The 21,918-nt window shown below is 66.1% G+C and carries 20 protein-coding genes and 1 pseudogene; 4 read left to right on the forward strand and 17 right to left on the reverse strand.

Annotated elements, in window-relative coordinates:
• The first annotated feature begins 2 nt into the window (after positions 1-2).
• The gene (locus M1247_RS02260; RefSeq protein WP_317154627.1) at positions 3-2,087 is read left to right on the forward strand and encodes an MFS transporter; all 2,085 of its coding nucleotides are present in this window, start codon (positions 3-5) and stop codon (positions 2,085-2,087) included.
• Here M1247_RS02260 and M1247_RS02265 read toward each other — a convergent pair.
• A complete protein-coding gene (locus M1247_RS02265) occupies positions 2,077-3,192 on the reverse strand; it encodes an acyl-CoA dehydrogenase family protein (protein WP_317154628.1) in 1,116 nt (371 codons plus the stop codon). The two genes, M1247_RS02260 and M1247_RS02265, sit on opposite strands and share 11 nt — an antisense overlap.
• An 8-nt stretch (positions 3,193-3,200) precedes the next feature.
• Positions 3,201-4,361: an acyl-CoA dehydrogenase family protein gene (locus M1247_RS02270; protein ID WP_317154629.1), complete on the reverse strand. Its 1,161-nt coding sequence runs from the start codon at positions 4,359-4,361 to the stop codon at positions 3,201-3,203.
• A 139-nt stretch (positions 4,362-4,500) separates the two neighbouring features.
• Here M1247_RS02270 and M1247_RS02275 point away from each other — a divergent pair, with 139 nt between their 5' ends.
• The 3 genes from M1247_RS02275 to M1247_RS02285 are packed head-to-tail and all read left to right on the forward strand — an operon-like array spanning position 4,501 to position 7,691.
• The gene (locus M1247_RS02275; RefSeq protein ID WP_317154630.1) at positions 4,501-5,643 is read left to right on the forward strand and encodes a TIGR03364 family FAD-dependent oxidoreductase; all 1,143 of its coding nucleotides are present in this window, start codon (positions 4,501-4,503) and stop codon (positions 5,641-5,643) included.
• Between the two features lie 36 nt (positions 5,644-5,679).
• Entirely contained in the window at positions 5,680-6,360 is a 681-nt protein-coding gene (locus M1247_RS02280) for a phosphonatase-like hydrolase (RefSeq protein WP_317154631.1), read from the forward strand.
• A gap of 20 nt (positions 6,361-6,380) precedes the next feature.
• Positions 6,381-7,691 (forward strand): MFS transporter, encoded by a 1,311-nt coding sequence (locus tag M1247_RS02285; RefSeq protein ID WP_317154632.1) that lies wholly within the window; start codon positions 6,381-6,383, stop codon positions 7,689-7,691.
• Between the two features lie 33 nt (positions 7,692-7,724).
• On the opposite strand, the pseudogene M1247_RS02290 reads toward M1247_RS02285, so the two are convergent.
• From M1247_RS02290 to M1247_RS02360, 15 genes and pseudogenes are all read right to left on the reverse strand, one after another.
• Positions 7,725-8,444: pseudogene (locus M1247_RS02290) on the reverse strand (GntR family transcriptional regulator); the annotation flags it as partial.
• A gap of 64 nt (positions 8,445-8,508) precedes the next feature.
• Entirely contained in the window at positions 8,509-9,330 is an 822-nt protein-coding gene (locus M1247_RS02295) for an ABC transporter permease (RefSeq protein ID WP_317154633.1), read from the reverse strand.
• Positions 9,320-10,165 (reverse strand): ATP-binding cassette domain-containing protein, encoded by an 846-nt coding sequence (locus tag M1247_RS02300; RefSeq protein ID WP_317154634.1) that lies wholly within the window; start codon positions 10,163-10,165, stop codon positions 9,320-9,322. Before M1247_RS02300 ends, M1247_RS02295 begins: the two co-directional genes overlap by 11 nt.
• Entirely contained in the window at positions 10,162-10,644 is a 483-nt protein-coding gene (locus M1247_RS02305) for a MarR family winged helix-turn-helix transcriptional regulator (RefSeq protein WP_317154635.1), read from the reverse strand. Before M1247_RS02305 ends, M1247_RS02300 begins: the two co-directional genes overlap by 4 nt.
• A gap of 275 nt (positions 10,645-10,919) precedes the next feature.
• Positions 10,920-13,067 carry a glycogen debranching protein GlgX gene (gene glgX, locus M1247_RS02310; RefSeq protein ID WP_317154636.1) on the reverse strand — a complete coding sequence of 716 codons (2,148 nt, stop codon included), beginning with the start codon at positions 13,065-13,067 and terminating at the stop codon, positions 10,920-10,922.
• The gene (locus M1247_RS02315; RefSeq protein ID WP_317154637.1) at positions 13,064-13,618 is read right to left on the reverse strand and encodes an isochorismatase family protein; all 555 of its coding nucleotides are present in this window, start codon (positions 13,616-13,618) and stop codon (positions 13,064-13,066) included. Before M1247_RS02315 ends, glgX begins: the two co-directional genes overlap by 4 nt.
• 11 nt (positions 13,619-13,629) lie before the next feature.
• On the reverse strand, positions 13,630-14,916 hold the full coding sequence (locus M1247_RS02320) for a hypothetical protein (RefSeq protein ID WP_317154638.1): 1,287 nt from the start codon (positions 14,914-14,916) through the stop codon (positions 13,630-13,632).
• Positions 14,913-15,362 carry a hypothetical protein gene (locus M1247_RS02325; RefSeq protein ID WP_410506794.1) on the reverse strand — a complete coding sequence of 150 codons (450 nt, stop codon included), beginning with the start codon at positions 15,360-15,362 and terminating at the stop codon, positions 14,913-14,915. The genes M1247_RS02320 and M1247_RS02325 overlap by 4 nt, the downstream gene beginning before the upstream one ends.
• Entirely contained in the window at positions 15,349-15,525 is a 177-nt protein-coding gene (locus M1247_RS02330; RefSeq protein ID WP_317155032.1) for a hypothetical protein, read from the reverse strand. The genes M1247_RS02325 and M1247_RS02330 overlap by 14 nt, the downstream gene beginning before the upstream one ends.
• Positions 15,522-17,366, reverse strand: coding sequence for a hypothetical protein (locus tag M1247_RS02335; RefSeq protein WP_317154639.1), 1,845 nt, complete (start codon positions 17,364-17,366; stop codon positions 15,522-15,524). The genes M1247_RS02330 and M1247_RS02335 overlap by 4 nt, the downstream gene beginning before the upstream one ends.
• A gap of 76 nt (positions 17,367-17,442) precedes the next feature.
• Entirely contained in the window at positions 17,443-18,243 is an 801-nt protein-coding gene (locus M1247_RS02340; protein ID WP_317154640.1) for a DUF427 domain-containing protein, read from the reverse strand.
• Positions 18,244-18,268: 25 nt separating this feature from the next.
• Positions 18,269-20,641 carry an ATP-binding cassette domain-containing protein gene (locus tag M1247_RS02345; RefSeq protein ID WP_317154641.1) on the reverse strand — a complete coding sequence of 791 codons (2,373 nt, stop codon included), beginning with the start codon at positions 20,639-20,641 and terminating at the stop codon, positions 18,269-18,271.
• A gap of 22 nt (positions 20,642-20,663) precedes the next feature.
• Positions 20,664-21,074 carry a VOC family protein gene (locus M1247_RS02350; protein WP_317154642.1) on the reverse strand — a complete coding sequence of 137 codons (411 nt, stop codon included), beginning with the start codon at positions 21,072-21,074 and terminating at the stop codon, positions 20,664-20,666.
• Positions 21,075-21,079: 5 nt separating this feature from the next.
• Positions 21,080-21,460, reverse strand: coding sequence for a helix-turn-helix transcriptional regulator (locus M1247_RS02355; protein ID WP_317155009.1), 381 nt, complete (start codon positions 21,458-21,460; stop codon positions 21,080-21,082).
• 141 nt (positions 21,461-21,601) lie between these two features.
• Entirely contained in the window at positions 21,602-21,901 is a 300-nt protein-coding gene (locus tag M1247_RS02360; protein WP_317155010.1) for a hypothetical protein, read from the reverse strand.
• Between the last annotated feature and the right edge of the window lie 17 nt (positions 21,902-21,918).

A 21,918-nucleotide genomic window follows, 5' to 3' on the forward strand; every position in this document is an offset into this window, starting at 1 on the left:
GCGTGTCTAATAACAACGCGCCTACGGCCGGCGGCCATCTACTGGTGGCCGTGCTCGCCGCGGGAGGCATCAGCGTCTCGCTGATGCAGACATTGGTGATTCCGCTGATCCCCCAACTGCCCACGCTGCTCGACACCAGCCCGGCCAATGCCTCGTGGGCCATCACCGCCACCTTGCTGACGGGTGCCATCGCCACGCCCGTGCTCGGCCGGCTCGGCGACATGTACGGCCCGAAGCACATTTTGTGCCTGTGTGCCGGTCTGCTCGTCGCCGGCTCGGTGATCGCGGCGCTGACCAGTTCGCTGATACCGCTGATCATCGGACGCGGTCTGCAGGGGTTCGGTGCACCGGTGATCCCGCTGGGAATCAGCGTTCTGCGTGCGGCACTTCCCGCCGAACGGGTGGGCAGCGCAATGGGCCTGATGAGTGCATCGCTCGGCGTCGGCGGGGCCCTGGGCTTGCCGCTGTCCGCGGTGATCGCCGAGCACTTCAGCTGGCACGCGCTGTTCTGGTGTGCTGCGGCCCTCGGAACGGTCTCCGGCATCCTGTTCGCCGCCCTGGTGCCTGCGATCGCGCCCGTCTCGTCGGATCGCTTCGACCCGCTCGGCACCCTCGGCCTGGCTGCCGGTCTGGTGCTGCTCCTGCTGCCGATCTCCAAGGGATCGACCTGGGGTTGGGCGAATCCGACCACGCTCGGCATGCTCGCCGCCGCGGCCGTCACGTTCACCGTGTTCGGCTGGTGGCAGCTGCGCGCACCGTCCCCCATTGTGGACGTCCGCACCACCCTGAAGCGACCGGTGCTGCTGACCAACCTGTCCTCCATCGCGGTCGGCTTCGGCATGTTCGCGATGAGCCTGGTGGCTCCTCAGTTGCTGCAGATGCCGTCTGGAACCGGATATGGCCTGGGGCAGAGCATGGTTGCGGCCGGACTGTGGATGGCGCCCGGCGGTTTGGCGATGATGCTCGCCGCGCCGATGGCTGCGCGCGTCATCAGTGCACGGGGGCCGAAGTTCACCCTGGTGACCGGCAGCACGATCATCGCCGCGGGCTATCTGCTGGGCACGCAGCTGCTGGGCAGCGCGGCAGGCGTACTGGTCTTCAGCGTGATCGTCAGCACCGGTGTGGGTTTCGCGTTCGCGTCCCTGCCCGCACTGATCAACTCCGCCGTGCCGGTGTCGGAAACCGGATCCGCCAACGGAATCAACACCCTCGCCCGGTCCCTGGGGACCTCGACATCGAGCGCGGTGATGAGTGCGGTCCTGGCCGGGATGACCGTCAACGTGGCCGGCCATATTCTGCCGTCGCTGAACGGTTTCCGCACCGCACTGCTGATCGCCGCGCTCGCGGCGGCCGGTGCGGCGCTGATTGCGCTGGCGATTCCCGCCGCAGCGCGGCCCCGCGATATCTCCATCCCGGTCGGTGTGGCAGATCCGGTGGCGCCACGGTCCGGCCCGGTCCCGGCGACGCGCACGCAGGTGCGTGATCTGGAGGCTGTGCTGGCCGCGCTGGGCCTGCATTCGGCGCTCGGACCGCATGTGGACGGTGGGGTGATCGCCGGGGCACGCTGGTTGGATCGGTCGGCCTACCTGGTGCTGAGTCGGATCCAGACGGCAGGTGCGGCGGTACCGCTCACGGAACTGGCCCACGCGCTCAACGTCGAACCCACGCGGTTGAGTACCCGACTGGCCGGCCTGGTCCGCGAAGGACTGGTGCGCGCCGAAGGCCCGGGCAATCCGGCGGCGCCCTCCCGCTTCTCGCTCACCCCGCGGGGACACGACCAGCTGAACCGTCAGCGCACCACCAAGGTGGAGGGGCTACAGCGAGCGGTGGCCGACTGGGACGAGGCCGACATCACCGCGCTGATCGGCTATCTGGGCCGGTTCACCGACAGCGTTGCGCGCCGGCATGATCCAACGCCCGCGATGTCCGAACTCGACACCGTGGCGCTGCACCGGCTCCGACCGGTCGGACACCGGGGCCACCCGCACCGCCCCGACGTGTCGAGGCCGCATTCGGGACCGCCACCGGCCCGAACGAGGCCGGATACCAACCGCGCCCGTTGGGTCGGCGGAGGTGTCAGAGGGTGACGATCTCGTAGCTGCCCAACCGGCCTGCCAGCATGCGCAGTTGGTCCTGCGATGATCCGAGGGTGTGCTCGATCGCGGTCAGCCGGGCGGCATAGTGGCCGACCGGATACTCCGCGGTGACCCCGATACCACCGTGCAGCTGGATGGATTCCTGCGCGATGTGCCTGCCGGAGCGGCCGATCTGCAGTTTCGCCCGCGCCGCGATCGCCGGATCGAGCTGACCGTCGGTGATGGACATGGACGCATACAGACCCATGCTCCGGGCCAGCTCCAGCGACATGTACATATCGGCCGCGCGCTGGGTGAGGGTCTGGAATTTGCTCAGCGTGACCCCGAACTGCTTGCGGCTCTTGAGGTAGTCCGTGGTCAGCCGCAGCGATTCCTCCATTGCGCCGACCGCTTCCGCGCACAGGCCCGCCGAGGTGCGGACCAGGGCCCGCACGATCGCCTCGCCGGCGTCGGCCGCCGTGCCGAGCGGCTCGGCCGGGGTCGCGTCGAAGGCGATCTGTGCTCCCCGCTGACCATCGAAGGTGCGGTACCCGGTGCGGACACAGTTGGCGGCGTCGACCAGAAACAGCCCGGTGCCTGCCGCTGAACCGTCGTCGGGCAGCTTGGCGCTGACGATCAGGGTGTCGGCGGCATCACCGGCCAGCACCGGATTCTTGGTGCCGCTCAGTGTCCACGAATCACCCTGTTGGGCAGCCGTGGTGGCGACGGAAGTGCCGCCGCGGGCGCCGGGCTCGGCATGGGCGAAGGCCAGTATCCGCTGCCCGGAGGCCACCTCGTCCAGGAGCGCCCGCTGTGCGTCGGTGCCCTGTTCGGCAATGATCGAACCGGGTACGAGCGCGCCGTGAAGTACCGGCTCGGGTGCGATCCGCCGCCCGATCTCGTTGAGCACCACCATGATCTCGAGCTGGCCGCCGGAGTCTTCTTCGAAACCGAGCCCCAGCACCCCGATCTCGGCGAGCTGGCTCCAGACCTCGGGGCTGTAGCCGGGATCGGATTCGATGATCTTGTTGCGACGCTCGGTGTCGTAGCTGCCTGCCAGCAGATCACGGGTGGTGTCGGCGAGCAGGTTCTGTTCGTCGCTCAGCTGAAAATCCATGGCTCAACTCACAATCCGAGAATGGTGGAGGCGATGATGGTGCGCTGTACCTCGTTGCTGCCGCCGTAGATCGAGGTCTTGCGGTAATTGAGGTAGTGCGGTGCGGCGTGCTGCGCCCAGTCAGGTGAGGCGATCTGATCGCCCGCCTCGAACGGCAAGGCATCCGGACCCGCCACCTCGACCAGCAGTTCGGTGGCGGTCTGCTGCAGCTGGCTGCCACGCAGCTTCAGCACCGACGACGCCGGGCTGGGCTTGCCGTCGGCAGAGTCCGACGTCACCCGCATCTGGGTGAGTTCGAGTGCGAGGACGTCATTCTCTGCTTCGGCGAGCCTGGCGGCAAACAACGGGTCCGACAGGAGGCCGGATTCCCTTGCCCTGACCTTCACATCGGCGAGCCGGACCTTCGTCCGCGCCACCTGCGCGATACCGGTGCGCTCGTTGCCCAGCAGGAACTTCGCGTACGTCCAGCCCTGGTTCTCTTCGCCGACGAGTTGATCGGCAGGAACCCGCACGTCCTCGAAGAAGACCTCATTGACCTCGTAGCTGCCGTCGATCAGCTTGATCGGGCGCATCGTGATGCCGGGAGTGTTCAGATCCATCAACAGGAACGAAATCCCGGCCTGCTTCTTCGGTGCCTGTGGGTCGGTGCGCACCAGGCAGAAGATCCAGTCTGCGTGCTGGCCCAGCGTGGTCCAGGTCTTCTGGCCGTTGACCACATAGGTGTCCCCGTCGCGGATCGCGGTGGTGCGCAGCGAAGCGAGATCGGACCCGGCCTCGGGTTCGGAAAAGCCCTGGCACCACCAGATGTCGAGACTCGCGGTCGGCGGCAGGAACCGCTCCTTGGTCTCCTGCGAGCCGAACTCGGCGATCACCGGGCCGACCATCCTGGCGTTGAAGGTGAGCGGTTCCGGGACGCTGGCCAGCTGCATCTCGTCCAGCCAGAGCTGGTGCTGGTTGGGGGTCCAGTCCTTGCCGCCCCATTCCACCGGCCAGTTCGGCACCGCAAGACCGTGCTCGTGCAGGATCTTGTGCGCCGTGACGATCTGGTCCTTGCCGATGGGCAATCCCAGCCGGGTGCGTTCGCGGATCTCGGCGGGGATCGCTGTGGTGTAGAAGGTGCGCAGCTCGTCTCGGAACGCTGCTTCCTCCGGTGTGAGCGCCAGTTGCATGACTGCAGACTAAACCACCCGGTTGGTTGGTGCCTGAGGGGTACGGAGACAACCAGGAGATGACAACTTGTAAATATTTGTCTGCATAATTCGTGACATGTATTGACAAGTAGGTGTGATGGAGTTCACGCTGGGCGGCATGCAAAATCACAGGACCTATGACGTCGTCATTGTCGGAGCGGGGATCATCGGGCTGGCCCACGCCTACCACGCGGTGAATCAGGGGCTCTCCGTAGCGGTCATCGAACAGGCGGACCGCATCGCGGGCGCATCGGTGCAGAACTTCGGACACGCGTGCATCACCGCTCAGTCGGGTCCCGCGCTGCGATATGCCCGCGCCGGTCGGGCGCACTGGCTTGACCTTGCCCGCGCCGCCGGATTCTGGGCCGCGGAATCAGGCACGCTGTGCGTCGCGCGGCACGACGACGAACAGGCCCTGGTCGAGGAGTTCGCGACGTTGCGCGGCCCGGACGAGGTCGAACTACTTGATCGGCACCGGATCCTGGAGCAGTTGCCGATCCGGGCCGAGGGCGTCACCGGCGGCATGCACCTGCGCAACGACATCCAGGTCGACCCACGAACCGCCGCGCCGTCGATCGCGACATGGCTCGCCGGCGTCGGTGTCGACTTCCATTGGCGCACGGCCGCGGCAGGTTTCGACCGCGGGGTCGTGCACACCTCCCGTGGTGACGTGGCCGGCGAGCACATTTTCGTGACGGTGAACCACGATGTGGACCGGTTGTTCCCGGCGTATGCCGATCGGGACCGGCTGCAACGGTGCCGACTGCACATGTTGCGCGCCAGCCTGCCCATGCGGTTCGGACTGCCCGCGCCCCTGTTCACCGGCTGGTCGCTCGTGCGGTACTCGGCGTTCGACGGGCTGGCGGCCAAACCGGCTGTGCGGCAACGACTGCACGATCAGTACCCCGAATATGCCGCGCTCGACCTACATCAGATGTACACCCCGCAGCCCGACGGAACCGTCCTTGTCGGTGATACCCATGCCAAGGACATCTCGGTGTCACCATTCCAGTCCGAACGCGGCTTCAGCGCGCTCATCGCCGAAGCCGAGGCACTGTTCGGTGTCCCGGTGACCGTCAGTGAGCGCTGGCAGGGCGTGTACTCGGCGGCTCCGGAAAAAGAGTTCCTCGTCGAGGAACCGATGCCGGGGGTGCATGTCGTCACGGTGACCACCGGTATCGGCATGACCACGTCGATGGGGCTGGCAGCAGAACGCGTCCAGCAGGCGCTGAGCAACGATGCCGTCCCCGCCACTGCGTGAAATCACCTGTACATCAACCACTCAAGGAGACAACTGATGTCTGTCCAACTGGTCGTGTTCGACATGGCCGGCACCACAGTCGAGGACAGCGGCCTCGTGCAGCAGGCTTTCCTCGCCGCCGATGAGCACGCCGGCCTGTCCCGTACGCCTGCCGAGCGGCAGGACATGCTGAGCTACGTCATCGACACCATGGGCCAATCCAAGATCGAGGTCTTCCGACACCTCAGCGGTAGCGATGAAGAGCAGGCCCAGGATGCCAACAAGGCGTTCGAACGCTGCTATGCGCAGCTGGTCACCGAAGGTCAGTGCGCTCAGATCCCGCGCGCGGCCGAGGTCATCGGCGCACTACGGGGGGCCGGCATAAAGACGGCTCTCACAACAGGTTTCGCCCATGACACCCAGCAGGCAATCATCGACGCGTTGGGCTGGAGTGATCTCGCCGACATCGTGCTGTGCCCAGGTGAGGGGATCCGGGGCCGGCCGTTCCCCGACATGCCGCTGGCCGCACTGATGCGTACCGGAACCGAGTCGGTGGATCGGATGGTCGTGGTCGGCGATACGGCGTCAGACGTCCGCAGTGGGGTACGCGCCGGGGCGCTGGCCGTGGTCGGGGTGCGCACGGGAGCGCACGACGACGCTCAGTTGCGCGCCGCGGGCGCCACCCATGTCATCGACAGTGTTGCCGATCTGCCCGCCTTGCTCGACACCCTGACCTGATCTGCAGCGAGGAGTCCACCATGTCCAACGCTCTTGCCGCACGCCAGACCAAGCCCCGGTACGAACGGTGGCGGCGCCAGATCTTCGCCGTCACCTGGCTTGCCTACGCCGGTTTCTACTTCACCCGTCAGACCTTCTCGGTAGCCAAACTCGGCATCCTCGAAGACCCGCTCCTACACGACACGTTGACCAAGAGCACGCTGGCCAATCTCGATGCGGTGTACCTCACCGCCTATGCCGTCGGGCAGTTCGTATGGGGGTCGGTGTCGGACCGGTACGGGCCGCGGATCGTCCTGCTCGGCGGTCTGGCGATGTCGGCGATCGCGACGATGTTCATGGGTCTGCTACCCGCACTGGTGTTCCTGGTGCCACTGATGATTGTCCAGGGGATGGCCCAATCGACCGGCTGGTCAGGCACTCTGAAGAACATCGCGCAGTTCTTCTCGATCCGTGAGCGTGGGCGCGTGCTGGGTTGGTGGAGCACGAACTATGCATTCGGCGGTCTGGTAGCGGCGCCGTTCCTGGGTTGGGCCGCATACGGCCTGTTCGACAGCTGGCGCGTCGCGTTCTTCGCCGGAGCGCTCGTCGTCGTCGGCGTGTTCGTCGTTGTCCTGCTGTTCCAACGTAACTCGCCGAGCGACGTGGGACTCGAGCCCATCGAGGACTACCACTCGGATGAGCAGTTGCCGCCCGTCGACGATGCCGCAGCAGCTGTCGCCGAACCGTCGAAGTCGATGCGGGAGATCTTCCTGACCGTCATCAAGGACCGCATGGTGATGACCTTCGGTGTGTCGTATTTCCTGCTCAAGCCCGCTCGCTACGCGATCCTGTTGTGGGGGCCGGTGATTGTGGTCGAGCGACTGCCCGATGCGGGGTACTTCGAAGCGATCACCATCCCGGTCGCCTTCGGCGTCGCCGGGGTTGTCGCGCCGGTGTTGATCGGCTGGATATCGGACACGGTGTTCAAGGCGAGGCGGGTACCGGCCTGTGCGGTCAGCCTCGGCGCGCTGACGGTGGCGCTCGCACTGTTCGGTCCACTGACCGCGACGGCCAATGCGTGGCTGATGGTGTTACTGCTGAGCATCATCGGCCTGACCGTGTACGGCGCGGACGCGATGTACGGTCTGGCAGCAGTGGATTTCGGCACGTCCAAGCATGCCGGCGCGGCATCGGGCGTGATCAACGGTTGCGGTTCGGTGGGCGCGATACTCGGCGGGCTACTCCCCGGTTATCTCGGGACCGAGCAGCTCTTCTACAGCTTCGCCGTCGCGGCCTTCATCTCGATGTGCCTGCTTCTTCCGCACTGGCGCCGGATGCCTGCTGCCGAGTGAGCGTGAACCATCGACCCGCGCGTCCATCGCGTCGCGCGGGTCGATGGTGCGTGAGTTGACGATGCTGAACGCCACCCGATCGGGACGGTAGCGGTCATCGGCGTACTCGAATGCTTCGCCCGCGGCGTTCCACGAACAGCGCCGTTCCCGTAAAAGCGGTGCGCCCGAATCGATATCGAGGGTCTCGGCATCGACGGCGTCGGCCGCGACCGCGTCGAGCACGTGCCGCATCGATTCAAATCGCACGCCTTGCGAGGTGAGGTAGTCAGTGATGGAGCCCGAGTCGGTGTCGAAATCGAACAACAACGAGCCGACTTCGTCGGTGTAGGTGGCCCGCTCCAGCATCGTCGGTTCACCGTCGAGCAGACGCAGCCGCAGAAGTTCGACGACGAAGGCGTCCTCGGCGAGTCCCAGTGCGGCGCGGGCAGGTTCGGTGACCCTCCGGCGGGCGACCTCCACAGTGCGACTACCTGCGGTGCGCCCGGTCAGCCGGGCCCACTGGGTGAACGGGGTGAAGGCGTCGAGGGTCTGCGTGACGTCGAAGCTGCGCACCACGGCGGGCTTTCCCCGCGACACCGACACCAGGCCCTCGTTCTTCAGCATGGCCAGCGCCTGCCGGACCGGTCCCCGCGACACTCCGAACTGTGCGCACAGCGCGCTCTCACTGGGCAGTGAGTCGCCGACGGCGTACTCGTGGTGCAGGATCTGCAGCCGCAGCGCACGCGCAACGAACTCGTAACGCGGCTCGTTCACGGCTTGGGCCTCCGTTCGCTTCACTGCTCAGCGTCCGAGTCTAGTGACCGCCGTCGGCCGGGGGTCAGGCCACCAGCCGACGCAGCAGTGTCGATGCCGCGGCGATGCCCACCACGGCGGCCAGCACCAGGACCGTGATGTCGAGCAGCCAGTTCGTCGGGGTGCCGATCAGCAGGCCGCGCAGCGCATTGACCTCGTAACTGAGCGGGTTGACGGTGCTGAGCCAGCGCAGCCAGCCCGGCATGATGTCGACGGGGTAGAGGGCATTGGACGCGAAGAACAGCGGCATGGTGATGGCCTGCCCGATACCCATCAGGCGGTCCCGCTTGCGGACCAGGCCGGCCAGCGTCATCGACAGACACGCGAAGAACGCCGCACCCAGCACCACCACCCCCATGGCCGCCAGGACCCGCAGGGGGTTGGTGGTCATGGCGATACCCATCAGATAGGCCAGCGCCACCACGGCCAGGACCTGCACCACCGAACGGACACCCGCGGCGAATGCCTTGCCCGTCACCAGCGCCGACGCGGGTGCCGGGGTGACCATCAATTTGGCCAGGATGCCGGCGTCGCGGTCCCAGATGATCTGGATGCCGTAGAAGATCGAGATGAACAGTGCCGATTGCGCGATGATGCCCGGCGCCAGGAAAGCCAGGTAGGGCACGCCACCGGTGTCGACGACATGCAGCCGGCTGAACGTCTGCCCGAAGATCAACAGCCACAGCGCCGGTTGGACCAACCGGGTGAACAGCTCCGTCCGGTCGTGCCGCAACTTCTGCAGTTCGACGAGGGCGAAGGCGCCGACACGCACGGCGATGCCGCGGATGCGGCGCAGCCCGCGCGGGGCGAGGACGAGCGTGGTGGCGGGGGTCGAATCAACTGACACGGCGAGCCGTCCTTCTGGTGGAGCGGACCTCACGGATACCCGACCTTCGGGTGTCGGTGCCCAGATCCGAACCCGCGTAGCGGCGGAAGACGTCTTCCAGGGTGGCCTCGGTGCTGGTCTGGTCCGATACGGTCGCCTTCAGTTCTGTCGGCGTGCCGACGGCCTGCAGACGGCCGTGGTGCATCAGCGCCACCCGGTCACACAGCGCGTCGGCTTCGGCCATGTAGTGCGTGGTCAACAGCACGGTCATGCCGAACTCGGCCTGCATGTGCTGCACCTGCGTCCAGACACTGTCACGGGCGATGGGATCCAGGCCCACGGTCGGTTCGTCGAGAATCAGCAGCAGTGGGCGGTTGACGAGGGCCTGGGCCAACTCCAGGCGCCGGACCATGCCGCCGGAGTAGGTACCGGCCGGGTCATCGGCGACATCGAGTAGTTGCATGGCCTCCAGCGCCGTGGTGACGCGTTCGGCGCGCTGAGCACGGGGCACGTCGTAGAGCCGGGCGAACAGTTCGACGTTCTGCCTGCCGGTCAGTGCGGATTCGATCGAAAGCTGCTGCGGTACATAGCCCAGGTTGTGGCGGATGTCCATGGTGTGCCGACGCGTGTCATATCCGAAGATCCGGACCTCGCCGTGCTGAACGGGCGTCAGGGTGGTGAGCACGCGCACGACGGTGGTTTTGCCTGCGCCGTTCGGACCGAGAAGGCCGAGGGTTTCCCCTGCATGTACCTGCAGGGTGAAATCTTCGACCGCGGTGAACTGCCCGTAGCGATGCGTCAGCCCGCGGCAGTCCACGGCCGGAGGGCTGGGTGGTGTTCCGTGTGTGCGCGTCATGTGTCCCTCTCGTGCAACAGTCGGGTCAGCTCGGCCACCACGTCCAATCCGCGTGCCAGGTCGTCGATCTGAGATTGGTCGAGTCGGGCCAGCACGTCGGAGAGCGCTTTCCGCCGGGCGGCCCGCGACTCGTCTGCGATGCGCTGCGCCTGGGCTGTGAGCCGCAGCCGGCCCACCCGTCGGTCTGTGTCATCGGCGGTGCGCACCACGAGACCCGCTGCGACCAGCCGTGATACCAGCGTGGAGGCGGTATTGGGAACCAGGCCCAACTCGGCGGCCGATTCCCGCACTGAGATATCGGGACGGCGGCCCACCAGGCGCAACAGTTCACCTTGAGACTGCGTCAGCCCGGCGGACCCCGATGTCGCCGCCGTGGCGGCTCCGGCATCGAAACCGCCTCCGGTGGAACGACGCAACTGCCGCCGGAAGCGGCCGACGACACCGAACAGCTCGCTCGCCAGATCCCGCTGGGTCTCCATGCCGACACAATACCTCTGTCACAGAGGTATTGCTGCACGGTGATGCCGGCTGGAGGATTCCGAATGAACAGTGGGCAAACACCCTGATATGCCGCAGCCGTGGCCGCTGGGTAGTTGCCGCCGCTCTTCGGCTTCTACCCCCGGCCCGCCCGGCCGGTGGCACAGAACCAGTAGCTCGATGCCTACGAGGCGGCCACGGCTGCTACTTCCAAAACGTACCATGCTTCCTGGTACGGGCCGGGATTTTGAGCCACTGAGCAACCCTTACCTGTGCGTCATTTCTGTTCGGACCGCAGCACCAGTACCGCGCGCGCCTCGACACTGACCGCAGCGCCTGCCGGAACCGGGTCGGAATCGGGGTTTGCGGCGGTGCTGATCACCGGCGTCCATTGCGCCCCGAAATCTGCCGGGGGTAACGAGAATTCGATGGGCTCGTAATGCGCGTTGAAGCACAGTAGGAAGGAATCGTCGATGACCCGTTGCCCGCGCATGTCCAGATCGGGGATCCCGTGCCCGTTCAGGTACACCGCGACGGACTTGGCATAGCCGGTCTCCCAGTCCTCGTCGGTCATGTCGGAGCCGTCGGGCGCGAACCAGGCGATGTCGGGGCGCTCCGGGGCGCCGGGCTCACGGACTCGACGCCCGTCGAAGAAACGTCGCCGCCGAAACACGGGATGTGCGGCGCGAAGTGCGGCCACCGACTGCGTGAACTCGATGAGCTCGGTATCGGCGTTCTCCCAGTCGATCCACGAGATCTCGCTGTCCTGGCAGTACACGTTGTTGTTCCCGCCCTGGGTGCGGCCCAGCTCGTCGCCGTGCGCGATCATCGGAACACCCTGGGACAGCAGTAAAGTGGTGAGGAAATTCCGTTGTTGACGGGCCCGCAGCGCGTTGACGGCCGGATCGTCGGTCGGCCCCTCGGCGCCGCAGTTCCACGACTTGTTGTTGCTTTCGCCGTCCTGGTTGTCCTCGCCGTTGGCGTCGTTGTGCTTCTCGTTGTAGGACACCAGGTCCCGTAAGGTGAAGCCGTCGTGGGCGATGACGAAGTTGATCGAGGCGAACGGTCGGCGTCCGGTCTGCTCGTACAGATCGGCCGAACCGGTCAGCCGTGACGCGAACTCATCGAGCGTGGCCGGTTCGCCGCGCCAGTAGTCGCGTACGGTGTCGCGGTACTTGCCGTTCCACTCGGTCCACAGCGGCGGGAAGTTGCCCACCTGATAACCGCCGGGCCCGACGTCCCACGGCTCGGCGATCAGCTTGACCTGGCTCACGATCGGATCCTGTTGCACCAGTTCGAAGAACGCGCTCAGGCGGTCCACATCGTAGAACTCGCGCGCCAGCGTCGCCGCCAGATCGAAGCGGAAGCCGTCGACGTGCATCTCGAGCACCCAGTACCGCAGGGAGTCCATGATCAGTTGCAACGAATGCGGGTGGCCGACATTGAGGCTGTTGCCGGTACCGGTGTAATCCATGTAGTAACGCTTGTCGTCGTCGACCAGCCGGTAGTACGCGGCATTGTCGATGCCGCGCATCGACAGGGTGGGCCCCAGGTGGTTGCCTTCGGCGGTGTGGTTGTAGACGACGTCGAGAATGACCTCGATATCGGCGGCGTGCAGCTCACGCACCATGGCCTTGAATTCCTGCACGTGGCCACCCGGTGTGGTGCTCGAACTGTACCGGGGATCGGGTGCAAGGAAACCGATCGTGTTGTAACCCCAGTAGTTCGACAGGCCCTTCTCCACGAGCGTGGAATCGTCCACGAAATGGTGCACGGGCATCAACTCGATCGCATTGACGCCCAACGACTTCAGATGGTCGATGATGACGGGATGCGCCACGCCGGCGTAGGTTCCGCGCAGCTGTTCGGGGATGTCCGGGTGAGTCTGTGTCAAACCCTTGACATGTGCCTCGTAGATCAGGGTATCGGCGTACTCGTGTCCGGGAGGGTGGTCCACGCCCCAGTCGAAGAACGGGTTGGTCACCACCGCCTTCGGCATGTTCGCCGCCGAGTCGTCGTCGTTGCGGCTGTCCGGGTCGCCGAAGTTGTAGGCGAACAGCGGTTGGCCCCAGGTGAAGGCGCCGTCGATGGCCTTGGCATACGGGTCGAGCACGAGCTTGTTCGGGTTGCACCGCTGCCCGGCGGCCGGATCGTAGGTCCCGTGCACGCGGTAGCCGTAGCGCCGGCCCGGCTCGACGCCGGGCATGAAGCCGTGCCAGACGAATCCGTCCACCTCCGGCAGCGAGACGCGGGTCTCCCGCAGGTTCCCGTCGCCGTCGTCGTCGAAGAGGCACAACTCGACACGTTCGGCGGCCTCACTGAACAGCGCAAAGTTGGTGCCCGACCCGTCGTAGGTGGCGCCGAGCGGGTAGGCCTTGCCCCGCCAGATCTCCAGTTCGGCCTCCGGGTTTCGGTCTTCGGTCATCGGTCGATTCCTACTCCCGCGTCGCGCAATTCGGTCAGGGCCCTGGTGCTGGACTCCGGCGCCACACCCGCCGTGAGGCCGGTGCGCACCCGGGTGGCGAAGCCGGCGCGCGCCGCGTCGGCCGCCGTCGCCGCCACGCAGTAGTCGGTGGCGATGCCCACCACATCCACGGCGTCCACATCGCGGTCACGCAACCAGTCTGCCAACGTCGTACCGGCAGCATCGGTGCCTTCGAACCCGCTGTAGGCGGCCGAGTAATGCCCCTTCTTGAACACCGCTTCCACGGCGCTTGCGTCGAAATCGGCGTGGAAGGCGGCACCGGGTGTATCCGCCACGCAGTGTCGTGGCCAGGACACCTGAAAGTCGGGATTGTCCGAGAAATGATCGCCAGGATCGATGTGAAAATCCTGGGTCGCCACCACATGGTCGTAGCTGTGCTCGCCGGCGAGCAGCTCGGTGATGCCGCGTGCCACCGCAGAGCCGCCGGCCACCGCCAGCGAGCCACCCTCACAAAAATCGTTTTGAACGTCGACGACGATGAGTGCCCGCATGATCAATAAAACTACCCGCCAAACAGCAGATATAACCCGGTGAAGGTGTAACCCACCATGACCAGCATCATCGCGAGCTGCCCGGTCAACTGATGGGGTCTGGGCAGGAGTCGCAGGGCCCGGTCATGCGCGGCGATCACCCCGGCCACGTGACCGGCCAGCACGAATCCGACCTTGAGGGTGGCCAGCACCGAAGGGTGAAGCGACAGAATGTAGTTGACCTCGGCGTGGTCCAGCCCGAACAGCAGGATGATCGTCTGCTGCCCGCGCTCGACCAGATACGACAGGTAGTGGGCGAATACATAGCCGAGCACGATCGGGATCAGCGAGTGCGCCATCAGGCCGGGCAACTCGCGACGGCGCTGCCGGTCGACACCGCCGGTGGTGGCTGCCGCCGCCGAGAAGGTCGCGGCCACCGTGGCGGCGAAGATCACCAGGGCAGCGGTACGGATCAGGGTGGCGCTCACCGGTGACCCCGAATGTGCGTCGACGAAGTTGCGCCACTGCGGCATCGCCGAGAAGCTGTCGAACGCCGTGGAGCCCAGCAGCACCGCCAACACGGCAACCATCCCGGGCCGCACCGGCAGTGAGGGTAGATGGTCGAAAGGATTGCCCACCACGATGCGGCCGGCTGACCGGCGCAGCGGAGACAGTCGCGACGCCACCATGCTGTACACGTCGAACGGGTCGGCGCGGGACAACCAGCGCTCACCGCAGAGAACCGCCCCGGCAAAGGTCACCGCCAGATAGATCAGTAACCAGTTTCGTATTGCGGCAACAGAACCCGGGTCCGGGCTGGCCAGCTCCAGCCAGACGAACGCGAACAGGCCTGACGCAGCGGGCCAGTAACCGAGGCGCTCGGGGTAGTGGCGATCACGACGTGGGAGAAGGCGGTACACCGAACGGACGGGGGAGATCACCCGCCACACCGGACCGAACGCCGATGACACCGCGACCAGGCCGACCCACAGCACAACGTAGAACACTCCGGGCAACGGGTTTCTCGCATCCTGCGGACCGGTGAACGCCACGATCGCGACCCACCCGGTGAACGCCAGCGCCAGCATGCCGACGGTCCACCGGGTGAGAGGCGAGTCGACGACCGAACTCACCCAGGCCGGCAGGGCCCGCCCCGGATTTGCTGGATCGAAGCGCGGCTTCCGCCACGCCAGCGCCACCACTGCGAAGGTGAATGTCAAAGTCCACGCCGCACCGATCAGCGCGTACGTGTACGGGATGGGAAGATCGGTCGAACCGCCCAGGCCATGGGCCAGCAGCGCGGTCCGATCCGAAGTCACTGCTGCACTTGGATGCTCGCGATGGTGCGGTTCAGCGTGTGCAGTTCGATGTCGACCGTTCCCGGCACGTCGACGGTGAACTGGAACTGCTGACCGCTCTTCGGCTCGATGCCGAAGGTGTGCTCGGGCACCGAATGCACATGCAGTTCGTCGGCGGCGTCGCTGTTCACCCGGACCACGATCGGTTGGCCGACCTTGCCCTGCAAGGCCTCATTGGTGGGCGTCACCTGCCCTTCCTTGATGGTCACGTCGATGAGGAGCCGGGCCGTCGGCTGCTGCTGATCGGTCATGTCCGACGGGCTGACCGTCGAGGCCGACGGTGTGGTGGAGGCGCTTGCGGTGCTGTCGGCGTCGCCATCGGAGCCGCCGCAACCGGCCGTCACCAGAACCGACGCGGCAGCGAGGCCGGCGAAAAAGACGGTGAATCTGCTTCTACGGTTGATCACGGGGACCATCTTGGCCTGCTTTGTCGCCACCTTCATCTTGAGCCGCATCCGGCGTGCGTCGGTCCCGCATCGCGATGTACACCACCACGCCGACCACCACCACCGCCGGAGCGAATGCAGGCAACGCCAGCAGCAACGTGTGATCGGCCTGATAGATCATCACGTCTGGGGTTGCACCGGGCGCGGTTCGGCGGCTTTGGCGCCCGCACCAAGCTCTCTGGCATTGATCCGTCCGGCGCCCCAGGTCAGCGCGGCAATCAGAATCAGGGTGCACAACAGGACCACCAGGGACGCCGCGTTGAACAACCACGACGGGTGGTCGAGGTTGCGCTCGCGCTGCAGCAGCGTGATCTCCTGCACGAAATCCCGAGTGCTCGAGGCCTGCGCAGCGGTCTCCTGCGCACCGATGCCGGGATCGGCCGGGAGGTACACCGGCACGCCCGCCATGATGTTGCCGTCCTGTACCCGCAGCACGGTCTTCCAGGAACCGGACACCGGAATGGGCGCAGTGGAGCGGTAATGGCCGGGGCCGACCCGCTCCAACCGGTCCACCACCAGGCCGCGCTCCTTGTCCAGGCCGCCCTGCCAGGCCAGGATCGACACCCATTCGGGATTGTCGCTGATCAATCCGGGCGGGTTGACCAGCACATCGGCTGAGACCAGACGCTGACCAGTGTCGTTCGGTATATCGGTCAAGGTGACTGTGGCGCTGGCATTTTCAGGCACGTCGGTACGCAGTCCGTTGGCCAGCGCGCCGCCGATCACCAGCACCGTCACCACGATCACCGAGATGCCGATCGCAGGCCTGGGCAACTGTTGGCCGGTCAGCACCAGGGCAAGCAGCGCGCCGCACACACCCATCGCGACCGCGACGGGAATGGCCATCGTCAGGGCTTCGGGCCACATGCTGCTGGGCCATCCGAACCGGTAGACCGCGCCGATCCACAGCGATTCGAGCCACAGTCCGGCGGTCGCCACCCCGAGCCCGGCTACTGCGCCGAAGATGATGGGCCGCTTCACAAGCGGTGTCAGTGCCAGCAGCTCGACCACCAGGGCCGGGCCCAGGTACAGCGCGAACCAGCTGGTCGGTGCGCCGAGCACCGGACCGACGACCACGGCCACAGCGCCGCGCAGCGCGACGGCGAACGCAGCTGCGATGAGCGCCGCGCCGGGGCCGAGCACCAGCCGGGCCGCGACGGCTGCCAGTGCCGCGGCGCCGGCCATCATCATCGGTTGCAGTACGAGGCGGAACTGCTCGACGCCGAAGTCGTACTCGATCTGGAAAACCGACAGCCCGATGAACAGCCCGCCGAAGGACAGGTAATAGAGGAACTTGTCGAACCTGCTGTTGGTAGGCACGTCAGGTCCCATCGCCAGCCGTCCCTCGTGTTCGAGCAGAAGCACCGCGATCAGCGACAGCCCGGCACCTCCGATCAACATCAAATGTGTTGGGCCCCAGAGCGTGACATCCTGGCCGAAGATACGATGCCAGATATCGTCGAGCGGAAACCCGATCAGTGCGTACAGGCCGCACAGGGCGATCAGCACGCCGCCCACCGGCGCGTACCAGGTGCGGGTGATCCGGATCGCCGCCGGGCCGGGTTTGTCGTAGGGCAGCACCATGGCCATTGCGCCCGAGATGAACAGCAGGAACAACCCGATCAGGATGAAGTAGTGCGCCGGGTTGGCCAGCGGCCCGGCATCCCGGCCTTTGCCGATGTGCAGGCTGACATCCCAGATGAACCCGAACAGCGCGCAGATGATCGTCGAGGTGAACAGGAAGACCTGTAAGGCGACCCAGGGCGGGCGATGAAATTTGCGGCCCAGCCGCTCGGCGAAGTTGTTCAGCCAGGTGATGCGGCGCAACCGATGCAGATAGCCGATCCACAACAACGCCACGGTGACCACCAGCGCAACGACCGACATGCCGATCACCTGGTCGAGGGCGGCGCCGCCCCCTTCGGTACCGGTTGCGGCGGTGAGCGAAACGTCCGAAGGATCCATGATGCTCCCCACCCGTTGACCATGTCCGAGCGACTTGATGGATGATGTTGCCAGAACCGCGGAATCCAAACCAGAGTTACCGTGCGCTCCACGGCGTCACCGGCCGGGCCGCTCGCCGTCCGTCGACCACGACGTCGACGCGTTCGTCGAAAAAGCAGATCCGGTCGCGCACGGGGGCGGCCTCGTGGCGTGGTTCGTGGTACGTCCAGGCCAGGTCCGCGGGCCCGCCGGGCAGCGAGTAGTAACTCGCGCGGCCCTTGTAGGCGCAGTAACTGATGGTGTCACTGAGCACCAGTCCCGCGCGGACATCTTCTCTCGGCAGGTAGAAGCGTGTCGGCAGCATCGTCTCGAATAACAGCATGGCGCGCGAGGATTCGGCGAGTACGGTGCCGTCGAGCTCGATCCGGACGTGACGGCTGCTGGCAAGGACGTCGATGCGATGGAACGGGTCGTGCGGATGGCCGACGATGTGCTCGTCCTCTTCGCGCCACTCGAAGGTGGCGAAATCCAGTATCAGGTAACCGGCCAGGTCCGCGTCGTCAGGTTCGTAGGCCGCGGAGCATCCGGTCTCCTCGCCGGCGATGACGTCGTAGTCCGTGCCCGGGCACGTGTGGGTCGTGAAGGGGACCGACGGGTCGAGGAATCCGGGGATCGCGTCATCTCCCGAGTCGGCGCCCGCCGGCACCAACTGCGCCTCCAGTGCCGCCCTGGGCACGGCATACGTGGGCACCACCCGACGTGGCTCCCACACCAGGACTGCATCGCAGGTGTCGACGACCGGCTCACCGCCGAGGCATACGCGTATGCGTTTCGCGGTCGGCTGGTATCGAAGCGTGTCGAGAGAGTCGGCCAGTAGATCGGACAACTTGGCGGCCATCTCAGCATTATCGACCGCCCGGGGCTCATCTGCCCACGTAATCCGCGAGGTGCTTGCCGGTGAGGGTGGATCGGTCGGCAACCAGATCGGCTGGTGTGCCCTCGAACACGATCCGGCCACCGTCATGTCCCGCGCCGGGCCCGAGATCGATGATCCAGTCGGCGTGCGCCATGACGGCCTGGTGGTGCTCGATCACGATCACCGACTTGCCCGAATCCACCAGCCGGTCGAGCAGTCCGAGCAACTGTTCGACATCGGCGAGGTGCAGGCCGGTGGTCGGTTCGTCGAGCACGTACACGGTCGGATGGTCTCCGGACGTGTCGCCGAGGCGCGCGGCCAGCTTGAGCCGCTGCCGCTCGCCACCTGACAGCGTGGTGAGCGGCTGGCCGAGGGTGAGGTAGCCGAGTCCGACGTCGATAAGCCGTTGCAGGATCTTGTGCGCGGCAGGCGTGCGGGCCTCACCGGTTCCGAAGAACTCCTCGGCGTCGGCCGCCGACATCGCCAGCACCTCGCTGATGTCACGGCCGCCGAACGTGTATTCGAGGACCGACGCGTCGAACCGCTTGCCTTCGCACACTTCACAGGTGGTGGCGATCCCCGCCATCATCGCCAGGTCGGTGTAGATGACGCCAGCGCCGTTGCAGTTGGGGCAGGCGCCTTCGGAATTGGCGCTGAACAGTGCCGGTTTCACCCCGTTGGCCTTGGCGAAGGCTTTCCGGATCGGGTCCAGCAGGCCGGTGTAGGTGGCCGGGTTGCTGCGCCGGGAGCCCTTGATCGCCGACTGGTCGACGGTGACCACGCCGTCACGGTCCGACACCGATCCGCCGATCAGTGAGCTCTTGCCCGAGCCCGCCACACCCGTGACCGCCACCAGCACACCGAGGGGGATGTCCACGTCGACGTCGGCCAGGTTGTGGGTGTCGGCACCACGCACCTCGAGCACGCCGGTGCGGGTGCGCACCGTCTCCTTCAGCGCGGCGCGGTCATCGAGATGGCGGCCGGTCAGCGTGTCACTGCCGCGCAGCCCGTCGAGGGTGCCTTCGAACACCACCTCACCGCCCGCGGCGCCCGCGCCGGGACCGAGGTCGACGACATGGTCGGCGATCGCGATCATCTCGGGCTTGTGTTCGACGACCAGCACGGTGTTGCCCTTGTCCCGCAACTGCAACAGCAGCTCATTCATCCGCGCGATATCGTGGGGGTGCAGCCCGATGCTGGGCTCGTCGAAGACGTAGGTGACGTCGGTCAGTGATGAGCCGAGGTGACGAATCATCCTGGTGCGCTGGGCTTCCCCGCCGGACAGCGTGCCTGATGGCCGGTCGAGCGACAGGTAGCCCAGCCCGATCTCCACGAACGAGTCGAGGGTGTGCCGCAACGCCGTCAGCAGCGGCGACACGGACTTGTCCTCGACCCCACGCGCCCAGTCCGCGAGGTCGCTGATCTGCATCGCGCATACGTCGGCGATGTTGACGCCCTGGATCTTCGAGGATCGTGCGGTCTCCGAGAGCCGGGTGCCGTCACACTCGGGGCAGGTGGCGAACGTGACCGCGCGCTCCACGAACGCGCGGATGTGCGGCTGCATCGCGTCAACGTCTTTGGACAGGAACGACTTTTGGATCTGCGGGATCAACCCGGCGTACGTCAGGTTGACGCCGTCGACCTTGATCCTCGTCGGCTCCATGTACAGCAGCGCGTCGCGTTCCTTCTTGGTGAACTTGCGGATCGGCTTGTCCGGGTTGAAAAACCCGCAGCCACGGTAGATTCGGCCGTACCAGCCGTCCATGCTGTAGCCGGGAATGGTCAGTGCGTTCTCATTGAGCGACAAGCTGTCGTCGTAGAGCGCGGTGAGGTCGATGTCGCTGACCGAGCCGCGGCCCTCACATCGCGGACACATGCCACCCGTGATGCTGAAGCTGCGGCGCTCCTTCACCGACCTGCCGCCACGCTCGATCGTGACCGCGCCTGCCCCACTGATCGAGGCGACATTGAACGAGAACGCCTGGGGTGATCCGATGTGTGGTTTCCCGAGGCGGCTGAACAGGATTCGCAGCATGGCGTAGGCATCGGTGGCGGTGCCGACCGTCGAGCGCGGGTCCGCGCCCATCCGCTGCTGATCGACGATGATCGCGGTGGTCAACCCTTCCAGTACATCGACCTCGGGACGTGCCTGCGTCGGCATGAAACCCTGCACGAAGGCGCTGTAGGTCTCGTTGATCAGTCGCTGGGATTCCGCGGCGATCGTGTTGAACACCAACGAACTCTTCCCTGAACCCGAGACGCCGGTGAACACCGTCAGCCGACGCTTCGGAAGCTCGATGTTGACGTCTTTGAGGTTGTTCTCACGGGCACCGTGGACCCGGATCAGATCGTGGCTGTCGGGCAGTGCTGGTGTGGCCATGCTTGCGTGCGGTCCCCTCGGGTCAGTGCCGTTCCTGAATCCGGATCATGGTGCCTGCAGGATCGCGGACCGCACAGTCGCGCACCCCGTAGGGCTGCTCGGTCGGCTCTTGGACGATGTCGGCGTCGGTGGCCTGCAGCCGTTCGAAGGTCGCGTCGAGATCCTTGGTGGCCAGCACGATGATGGCGTAGGTGCCTTTGGCCATCATCTCCGCGATGAGCCGGCGCTCCTCGTCGGTGATGCCGGGGTCCGCGGTGGGCGGATGCAGGACGATAGAGGTACCGGGTTGATCGACGGGCCCGACGGTGATCCACCGCATCGTGCCACCGCCGACGTCGAGGCGGACTTCGAAGCCAAGGACGTCGCGATAGAAGGCCAGGGATTCCTCCGGGTCGTTGTGCGGGAGGAAGGTGTTGTGAATGGTGAGATCCATGGCATTCACGCTAAGTGGGGGACGGTGCCCGGCGCTTCTCGATTCCTGACCGGTCTGCTCACCTGCTTTTCCATGCACGACGGCAGACCCTCGGTGACGCGGGACATCTGTTCGCGGTAAGTGCTGGGCGGCATGCCGACCAGTTCGGTGAACCGGGTGCTGAAGGTGCCAAGCGATGCGCAACCCACCGCGATACACACCTCGGTCACGCTGAGGTCGCCGCGGCGCAGCAGCGCCATCGCGCGTTCGATGCGTCGCGTCATCAGGTAGGAGTACGGCGATTCTCCGTAGGCGAGCTTGAACTGCCGCGACAGGTGACCGGCGGACATGTTGACCCCGCGGGCGAGAGCTTCGACATTCAGCGGTTGCGCATACTCCCGGTCCATCCTGTCGCGGACTCGACGCAGCAGCGTGAGGTCGCGCAGCCGCTGGTCCGCTGCGGGGCTGGTCACGTGGGGGATCGTACGTCGCCGGCGTAACGAGGAGGAGCCCCCGCCGTAGCGGGGGCTCCTGTCGGCGGTCGGGTTCTACTTGACGTCGACGTAGACCGTGCGCTGCGTGACCGTGGTGGTCAGGCTGTCGCCGGGCACACCCGAGTCGGTCCGGACGAAGGTCTGACCGGGGCGGACGGCGACGACGGTGGCCTTGTCGAGCGGTGTCGAACCCACTCGGTTGACGACGACCTTGTACCCCTGCGCCTGCAGGTCACTGATCGTCTGCTGGGCGTTGCTCGGCCCACTTGGTGCTGCCTGAGCCGGAGCGGCCAGGCCGATGACGGCGGCGGCCAGTCCGCTCGCGACGACGGTAGCGATTCCATACTGCTGCATTGTGTTCCGCACTTCTC

This window comes from Mycobacterium appelbergii (assembly GCF_032883035.1).
Classification (GTDB): Bacteria; Actinomycetota; Actinomycetes; order Mycobacteriales; family Mycobacteriaceae; genus Mycobacterium; species Mycobacterium appelbergii.

Excerpts from the sequence above, each read along its gene's own strand:
- M1247_RS02265 (WP_317154628.1), bottom strand. The coding sequence starts at position 3,192 with ATGGATTTTCAGCTGAGCGACGAACAGAACCTGCTCGCCGACACCACC.
- M1247_RS02270 (WP_317154629.1), bottom strand. The coding sequence starts at position 4,361 with ATGCAACTGGCGCTCACACCGGAGGAAGCAGCGTTCCGAGACGAGCTG.
- M1247_RS02275 (WP_317154630.1), top strand. The coding sequence starts at position 4,501 with ATGCAAAATCACAGGACCTATGACGTCGTCATTGTCGGAGCGGGGATC.
- M1247_RS02280 (WP_317154631.1), top strand. The coding sequence starts at position 5,680 with ATGTCTGTCCAACTGGTCGTGTTCGACATGGCCGGCACCACAGTCGAG.
- M1247_RS02285 (WP_317154632.1), top strand. The coding sequence starts at position 6,381 with ATGTCCAACGCTCTTGCCGCACGCCAGACCAAGCCCCGGTACGAACGG.
- M1247_RS02300 (WP_317154634.1), bottom strand. The coding sequence starts at position 10,165 with ATGACGCGCACACACGGAACACCACCCAGCCCTCCGGCCGTGGACTGC.
- M1247_RS02305 (WP_317154635.1), bottom strand. The coding sequence starts at position 10,644 with ATGGAGACCCAGCGGGATCTGGCGAGCGAGCTGTTCGGTGTCGTCGGC.
- glgX (WP_317154636.1), bottom strand. The coding sequence starts at position 13,067 with ATGACCGAAGACCGAAACCCGGAGGCCGAACTGGAGATCTGGCGGGGC.
- M1247_RS02315 (WP_317154637.1), bottom strand. The coding sequence starts at position 13,618 with ATGCGGGCACTCATCGTCGTCGACGTTCAAAACGATTTTTGTGAGGGT.
- M1247_RS02335 (WP_317154639.1), bottom strand. The coding sequence starts at position 17,366 with ATGGATCCTTCGGACGTTTCGCTCACCGCCGCAACCGGTACCGAAGGG.
- M1247_RS02340 (WP_317154640.1), bottom strand. The coding sequence starts at position 18,243 with ATGGCCGCCAAGTTGTCCGATCTACTGGCCGACTCTCTCGACACGCTT.
- M1247_RS02345 (WP_317154641.1), bottom strand. The coding sequence starts at position 20,641 with ATGGCCACACCAGCACTGCCCGACAGCCACGATCTGATCCGGGTCCAC.
- M1247_RS02350 (WP_317154642.1), bottom strand. The coding sequence starts at position 21,074 with ATGGATCTCACCATTCACAACACCTTCCTCCCGCACAACGACCCGGAG.
- M1247_RS02355 (WP_317155009.1), bottom strand. The coding sequence starts at position 21,460 with ATGGACCGGGAGTATGCGCAACCGCTGAATGTCGAAGCTCTCGCCCGC.
- M1247_RS02360 (WP_317155010.1), bottom strand. The coding sequence starts at position 21,901 with ATGCAGCAGTATGGAATCGCTACCGTCGTCGCGAGCGGACTGGCCGCC.